We start from the raw sequence: 778 nt of genomic DNA, 5'->3' as shown, positions 1-778 counted from the left end.
AAAATTGAGCGTAAAAACCGAATATATGCAAAGGATTCCAAGAAAATATGTTATTAACCCAATTGTGTAATAGGAAGGTCCGTTAAGACATGCTCTTGCAAATATGAGCGGTAAGACAGATACAAAAAAAGAAGGAATTTTTTCATTATTTTTTTGAAAGAATAAAAAAAGACAAACACAGATGTAAAAAATTGAAGTATTAATGTCAAAAATCTGAAGAATAAAAATGCTCCGTCTGTACTTCCTGTAATTTTTATAAAAAGTGTATAAAGAGGATAGAGTAGTGGTGCATAAAACTGGGTAGGTGTCCAGTCATCAATTAAAAGCCGGTCTCCTGTAAAGAGCCTGTGAACCTGTAGAAAGATAAAGTCCCTCATCTGTCCAGGAAAAACCAATAAAAAATGTTGTTTAAAAGTATTGCTGTAATGAGAAGTAAAAATAAAGTGGGGGATTGTACTTTTGAGCTTGTTAATCATTAATTAGTATTTTCCTTAATAATATGATTATAAATTGTTCCCTCATTTTTGTTTAGTTCTATTTTATATGAAAGTTTATGAATATCACTCATTCTGCAAAGTTGATTCCAGCGTTCCTGTGTATATGGCTTATTAAGTTCTCTTTGCATAATATGCGGAGGTAAATCCGGGAACCATGGAATTGCATCCCAGTCTTCTTTGTAGAAATCGGCTGCAAGTTTCATAAAGAAATAAATTAGAAAATAATGAATCATTGAATTTTTACTTTTCCAATATTCATACAACAAATCACGAGTCAGAAT

General features: G+C 31.1%; 1 protein-coding gene. It reads right to left on the bottom strand.

Translation table 11 applies throughout. The annotated features are described in order from the left end of the window. Positions 1-475 precede the first annotated feature (475 nt). Positions 476-778, bottom strand: a 303-nt coding sequence (locus MSI_RS13535; protein ID WP_039925157.1) for a capsular polysaccharide synthesis protein, incomplete at its 5' end; no start/stop codon positions are given.

The sequence above is a fragment of the Treponema sp. JC4 genome, from assembly GCF_000260795.1.
Classification (GTDB): Bacteria; Spirochaetota; Spirochaetia; order Treponematales; family Treponemataceae; genus Treponema_D.
Note: the sequence above shows the minus strand (reverse complement) of the source record. Positions and strands in the feature narration are given on the sequence as shown.